Annotated in this window: 6 protein-coding genes; 5 read left to right on the top strand and 1 reads right to left on the bottom strand. The window is 69.5% G+C overall.

Annotated elements, in window-relative coordinates:
* Nucleotides 1-300 precede the first annotated feature (300 nt).
* The 3 genes from alr to tsaE are packed head-to-tail and all read left to right on the top strand — an operon-like array spanning nt 301 to nt 3,225.
* On the top strand, nt 301-1,476 hold the full coding sequence (gene alr, locus VIR15_RS20280; RefSeq protein ID WP_331931143.1) for an alanine racemase: 1,176 nt from the start codon (nt 301-303) through the stop codon (nt 1,474-1,476).
* Nucleotides 1,473-2,771, top strand: a complete 1,299-nt coding sequence (locus VIR15_RS20285; protein ID WP_331931145.1) for an alpha/beta fold hydrolase — start codon at nt 1,473-1,475, stop codon at nt 2,769-2,771. Before alr ends, VIR15_RS20285 begins: the two co-directional genes overlap by 4 nt.
* Nucleotides 2,761-3,225 (top strand): tRNA (adenosine(37)-N6)-threonylcarbamoyltransferase complex ATPase subunit type 1 TsaE, encoded by a 465-nt coding sequence (gene tsaE, locus VIR15_RS20290; protein WP_331931147.1) that lies wholly within the window; start codon nt 2,761-2,763, stop codon nt 3,223-3,225. Before VIR15_RS20285 ends, tsaE begins: the two co-directional genes overlap by 11 nt.
* Before the next feature lie 40 nt (nt 3,226-3,265).
* Here tsaE and VIR15_RS20295 read toward each other — a convergent pair whose 3' ends face one another.
* Complete coding sequence (locus VIR15_RS20295) at nt 3,266-4,516, bottom strand: apiosidase-like domain-containing protein (protein ID WP_331931149.1); 1,251 nt, start codon at nt 4,514-4,516, stop codon at nt 3,266-3,268.
* Nucleotides 4,517-5,037: 521 nt separating this feature from the next.
* Here VIR15_RS20295 and VIR15_RS20300 point away from each other — a divergent pair.
* Nucleotides 5,038-5,619 (top strand): hypothetical protein, encoded by a 582-nt coding sequence (locus VIR15_RS20300; RefSeq protein WP_331931151.1) that lies wholly within the window; start codon nt 5,038-5,040, stop codon nt 5,617-5,619.
* 48 nt (nt 5,620-5,667) lie between these two features.
* Nucleotides 5,668-6,111, top strand: a 444-nt coding sequence (tsaB, locus tag VIR15_RS20305; RefSeq protein WP_331931153.1) for a tRNA (adenosine(37)-N6)-threonylcarbamoyltransferase complex dimerization subunit type 1 TsaB, incomplete at its 3' end; no start/stop codon positions are given.

Genomic DNA, 6,111 nt, shown 5'->3' on the forward strand with positions numbered 1-6,111 from the left:
CTGCTCGCAGCCGGCCTGGACCCGCTCGACGCTGGGTCGCTCGCAGCACTCGTCCACGGCGTTGCGGCCGACCGCGCGTCCGGGGGAGGGCCGCTGCGAGCACTCGCGGTCGCCGAGGCGCTCCGCCCGACGATCCGCGACCTCCTCCGCCGCTGACGCACCCCCGCGCACCCGATCGAGTGGACAACTTCTGCGGCCCCACCACCCCCAAAGCTGTTCACTCGATCATGGAGGGAGGCTCGTGGGTGAGGGGTGGGGCGAGTCTGCCCTTTGGAGCCGGACGTGCGAGGATGCCCAGCGATGAACGCCATTGACCCGACCGCTGGACTCACCGTGTGGGCCGAGATCGACCTCGACGCGCTGGAGCACAACGTTCGGACGCTGCGCGCTCGGGCCCCGAAGTCGGACCTGATGGCGGTCGTCAAGGCCGACGCCTATGGACACGGGCTCCTTCCCGTCGCACGTGCCGCGGTTCGCGCGGGCGCCGGCTGGCTCGGCGTCGCGCAGTTCGCCGAGGCGTTCGCACTCCGCGATGCGGGCATCACGACCCGGCTGCTCACCTGGCTGAGCGTCCCGGGCAGCGACTTCGCAGGAGCGGTGCGCCGGGACATCGACCTCTCCGCCTCCGCGACGTGGACCCTCTATGCGATCGCCGCCACCGCGCGCCAGCAGGGCCGCACCGCCCGTGTCCACCTCAAGGTCGACACCGGACTGGGCCGCGGCGGAGCCTACGGAACCGACTGGCCCGCCCTGCTCGACCACGCCCGGCTCCTCGAGGCAGAGGGGGTGATCTCCGTCGTCGGAATCTGGACGCACTTCGCGTTCGCCGACGCCCCCGAGCACCCGACGGTGCTCACCCAGCAGGACACCTTCTTCGAAGCCGTCGCGCTCGCGGAGAAGGTCGGCCTCCGTCCCGAGGTCCGGCACCTCGCGAACTCGGCAGCGACGCTCGTCCACCCATCGGCTCACGCCGACCTCGTCCGGCCGGGGATCGCCATCTACGGCTTGTCGCCGGTCCCACAGGTGGCGGACGACTTCGACCTGCGACCGGTCATGACCCTCCGGGCCCGACTCGCCCTCGTCAAGCGGGTGCCGGCCGGGCAGGGCATCAGCTACGGCCACGTCTACCGCCCCGAGGTCGACACGTCGATCGCACTGGTTCCCCTCGGTTACGCCGACGGCATCCCTCGCAACGCGACCAATGTCGGGCCGGTCCGCATCGGCGACTACCGGTCGACCATCGCCGGGCGCGTGTGCATGGACCAGTTCGTCGTCGATCTGGGTCCGCAGGGCTCGGCTGTCGCCGGCGACGTCGTGACCCTCTTCGGAGCGGGCCCCGACGAGCCGACCGCGCAGGACTGGGCCGACGCCACGGACACCATCAGCTACGAGATCGTGTCGCGGATCGGCGCGCGAGTGCCCCGGCTATGGCGCGGTGGTTCAGAGGACGAGACAGAGGGTGGGGTGGAGGCATGAGCGACCGCCGGCCCAACCCGATTCTCGGGATCGTGCTCGGCGCTGCCGGCGTCGCGGCGGGCGTCGCCGCGGGAATCGCCGCCGACCGTGCCGGCCGACACCGAGCCGCGCTGGACGCTCTCGAGACCACGGAGCAGCTCGAGATCACCCCAGACGAGGACCGCATGGTTCTGACGAAGGACGGCGTTGCCCTCCACGTCGAGATAGACCTGCCGGCCCCCGAGGCGGCCGCGGCCGCGGCGAAGGGCCTGACGAGCGGAGATGATCCCGCTCGGCTCCCGACCATCGTGCTGAGCCACGGCTACTGCCTGAGCCTGCGGTCCTGGGTGTACCAACGGCGTGCCCTCAAGGCGGCCGGCTACCGAGTCGTCAGCTGGGACCACCGAGGTCACGGCCAGTCCGGCCGAGGCGACCCGACGTCGTACGTCATGGACCAGCTCGGCGACGACCTCAAGCAGGTCATCGACGAGGTGGCCCCCACCGGCCACCTCATCCTCGCTGGCCACTCCATGGGCGGTATGTCGATGCTTGCCCTTGGCGAGCGGCATCCCGACTTCGTCCGCGAGCGGGTCGCGGGCGCGGCCTTCATCGGTACCAGCGCCGGCGGCCTCATCCTGGCCAACGGCGGCCGGAGCGCGACGTTCGGGCGGCTGCTGCTCGAACGCCTCGGCCCCTCGGTCCTCGGGCCGCTCGGCGACCGGCCGGAGCTGATGCTCCGCCTCCGCCGCCTCGGACGTGACCTCGAGGAGCTGCTCGTCGAGCAGAACTCCTTCGCCTCTCCCGTGCCCCGCTCGGTCGTCCGACACACGGCCGACATGCTCATGACCACGCCACCCGACGTCATCAGGGACTTCCTGCTCATCTTCGACGGGTTCGACAAGCGGCCGGCGCTGGCCGAGTTCAAGGACACCGTCACGCTGGTGTTCAACGGCAAGCAGGACGTTCTCACCCCGCCCGAGCACAGCGAGCTCATCGTCGAGGGCATCCCTGGGGCCGAGCACATCGTCGTCAATGACGCCGGGCACATCATCATGCTCGAGCACCCCGATCTGCTCAGCGCCCACCTGCTCGAGCTGGCGGAGCAGGGCACGCGGGCCCGGGAGGAGGACATCGAGGTGTCCCGCCAGCCGCGCGTGCGCCGAATCGTCACTGACGTGGCGAAGAGCCGGCGCCAGCGCCGCATCGAGCGTGAGGCCGATGAGCTGGTGAGGGCCGAGCGGGCACGTGCCCTGGCAAGGCTGCGCCGGGCGCAGCGTGCTGCGACGGCCCGGGAAGAGAGCCGCAGTGGAACGTGAGGCCACACTTCCCACGCGCGAGGACACGCAGGCCTTCGGTGCCCGCTTGGGGCGGCTGCTTCGCGCCGGCGACCTCGTCGTGCTCACCGGCGACCTCGGGGCAGGCAAGACGACCCTGACCCAAGGCATCGCCGAGGGCCTGGGCGTGCGCGGACCGATCACGTCGCCCACCTTCGTCATCGCGCGCGTGCACCCGTCGCTCGTCGGTGGGCCCGCGCTCGTCCACGTCGACGCCTACCGTCTGGGCAGCGCGATGGAGCTCGATGACCTCGACCTTGACGCCGACCTCGACGCGAGCGTCACGATCATCGAGTGGGGAGCGGGCCTCGCCGAACAGCTCTCCTCCGACCGGCTGGGGATCACCCTCACCGGCGAGGAGGTCCGCACGGCCCGTCTCGACCCCGTGGGCGCCCGCTGGGAGAACCTCGTGGAGTCGCTGCTCCTCGACGCCTGACCTCCGCCGACGCGAACCGCTCGCCCGTATGCCGTACCCCTCAGGGGGACTGAACCAGGAGCAGCCAGTCGGTGTCGCCCCCAGAGTTGCGTTCCGGTGTGTTCATGTGAGTTGCGAGCCGGGCTGGCAGCCGATCGCCGGTGGTCGGGTCGATCCAAGAGGCCTTGGCTTGCCTGGCGAACCGACTCGTGTCGACGGTGATCTCCCGTGACGTCGGCACGTACACCAGGGTGGTCGTCCCATCCGGAGTGCTCGATGCCGTCACGTAGTCGCTGTCAAGGACGTCCCGGAACGTGTCATCCGTCACCTGCTCGCCTCGACCAGCGGTCACGATCGGCTCACTGTCATCCGGCACCAGTCGCCACCAAGGGAGTGCGCCGACCAGGGCGCGGAGGCGGGAGATCTGACGGATGGACTCCGAGTCGAGCCGGCCCTGCCATCCCGGTAGGAACTCCCAGTCGTCGGTGCCGAAGATGTCCCCGGGCGAGCCGGAGGTCAGTGCCCAGAGCACCTGTCGTCGAAGCGTCTCGGCCGTCGTAGGGGGGCCCGGCTGGTTGTTCTCTCCCTCGTAGTTGCCTTCGCCGAACAGCGCCGGTCGCGCTGGCTGGGCCCGGTAGGCCTTGAGCACTGCCTCGTAGGTGGGGTGGTAGGTGTACACGAAGTTCCAGTCGACGCGAGGTGCCCAAAACGGGTTCTGGGTCGACCAGGAACGCTCGTAGTTCAACTGTATGGAAAAGGGCCGGGTGTTGCCGGCGTCGCGGATCCCCCGCAGTGCTGCGTCCAGACAGTGGTCCACCTCGCTACCGGCGGCCAGGTCCTCCGTTGCTGGGAAGTAGTCGCCACCTGTCATCCACACGATGTTGGGCAGCCCAGCGAAGTATCTGGCAACCCTCATTCCGTATTCGTGACAGGTGGAAATGCTCGCGGGGACAAACGAGTTGCCAATCGTCCAGCCGTCGATCGGGTACAGGAAGACGGTGATCCCGTGATTCGCGGCTTTGACCAGGTAGCTGTGCACGCGTTGCCAGTAGTCATCGTTCCATGCCAGGACGTCGCTGGAAACGAAGGGAAGCAGCCCGTCGTAGGTTGCGCCGTCGTCGGACGGCCCTCCGTTGGCGGTCGAGCCGATGAGCGAGACCAGGGCCGCGTTGAAACCCTGAGCCGAGCGCGTGGCGAAATATCGCTCGGCGTCCTGGGGGGAGACGTCCACCATGAGTGACCACGGAGAGTCGCCCCGCACGAGGATCGGCTCACCCTGCTGATCGACGAAGAAGCGACCATCAGCGCTCACGGCGGTCACGTATCGTGCCCCGGTCACAGTCGGGCCAGGCAGGTTGGCCAGCGGCGGTGGGCTGTTTGTCCGCGGCGGGTTGTCTGGGATCGCCATTGCCTGTCCGTTGGGGTCCGGGAAAAGGAAACCAGTCCGCCAGGCGAGAGCCGCTCCCAGTACGACGACGAGCATCGTCGCGAGAACGAATGGGCGTCGTAGTGAAGTGGGGATGTTGGGTCTCCGCAACGTATCGCCCACCATTCTTGCTTGAGCCAACAGATCGATCGACCAGCCGCCGGCGAGCGCCCTTGTTGTCGACCTGATCGAGGGTAGCTTCGGCAGTCACCAGCAGGGGCGGCGTTCGCACTTCTGCCCCAAACCCGGCCGCTCTGTGGGCTACCCGGTGTCCTCCGGCATGGGGGCGTAGCTCGCCGGATCTTGACGGGTCGTTAGACGAACGCCACGAGAAGGCAGGCCCTTCGGCACTGTCGCCGCTGCGGCGCCGGCACGAGAGTGAAGATGTCGAAAGGTAGGTGGTGGCCATGTCGCTCACAACCATCCTTCGCAGGACCGCCCTGGTCCTCACAGCGCTGTTCGTCGTCGGCGGGCTGCTCTTCGCGCTCGGCTACGCGTGGGAAGACATGGACCTGTGGCCAGCGGTGCTGGTCACAGCCGCCGTCGTGCTCCCCGTGGTCGGCCTGACCGTCCTTGCCAGCCGGTCCCCGTCGCTGGCCCTCAAGGTCCTGGTCGCCGGAGTCGCGACCTTCGCGGTCTGGGCGGTGGTCACGATCTTCGTCGACGTCGAGGCTCCGACCATCCCAGTCATCGCGCTTGTCCTCGCCCTGCCGATCGCGGTCGTCGGGCAGCGGTACGCCACCCGTGCCGGTGAGCTGCTGATGGCGGTCGCTGCCGTGCCCGTGGTGCTCCTCGTGCTGGAGCTCCTCCCGGGATCGCGTCGAGAAGGCGCGCCCCTACGAGACCTCCTTGGCACGTCGACGGGCGTCGTCGTCATTCCACTCGCACTGCTGGCGGCGATCCTCCTCGTGGCCGGCGCCACCGGCCGGGAGACGCCCGCGCCGGAACAGCCGTCGGTGCAGCCACCGACGCCTGCCGCCAGGAGCTGACGAGCTCGCCGTTCGGGGCTCGACCGTCGGACAGATAGCCTGACGCCCGTGCTCCTGCTCGCCATCGACACGTCCACGACCGCCATCAGCGTTGCCCTGCACGATGGCGGCGCGGTGGTGGCCGAGCAGACGACGCTCGATGCGCGGGCCCACGCGGAGCATCTCGCCCCGAACCTTCAGGCAGCGCTCGCCCAAGCAGGCGCCGGCCCCTCCGACGTAACCGAGGTCGTCGTCGGGATCGGTCCAGGACCGTTCACCGGCCTGCGGGTCGGGATCGTCTCCGGGCGGACGTTCGCCTTCGCCCTCGGCGTGCCGGTCCACGGCCTGTGCAGCCTCGACGCCCTCGCGCACGAGTCGTGGCTGGGTGGCCACCGCGGCCGCCTTCTCGTCGCGACGGACGCCAGACGCAAAGAGGTGTATGCCGCTGAGTTCGTCCTCGACGACCGTGGCCTCACGCGCGTGGCCGGGCCTGTCGTCGGGCGCGCCGCAGCC

It is taken from the genome of Intrasporangium sp. (genome assembly GCF_036566125.1).
GTDB lineage: Bacteria > Actinomycetota > Actinomycetes > Actinomycetales > Dermatophilaceae > Intrasporangium.

Coding starts and splice junctions, on each gene's coding strand:
- alr (WP_331931143.1), top strand. CDS start 301: ATGAACGCCATTGACCCGACCGCTGGACTCACCGTGTGGGCCGAGATC.
- VIR15_RS20285 (WP_331931145.1), top strand. CDS start 1,473: ATGAGCGACCGCCGGCCCAACCCGATTCTCGGGATCGTGCTCGGCGCT.
- VIR15_RS20300 (WP_331931151.1), top strand. CDS start 5,038: ATGTCGCTCACAACCATCCTTCGCAGGACCGCCCTGGTCCTCACAGCG.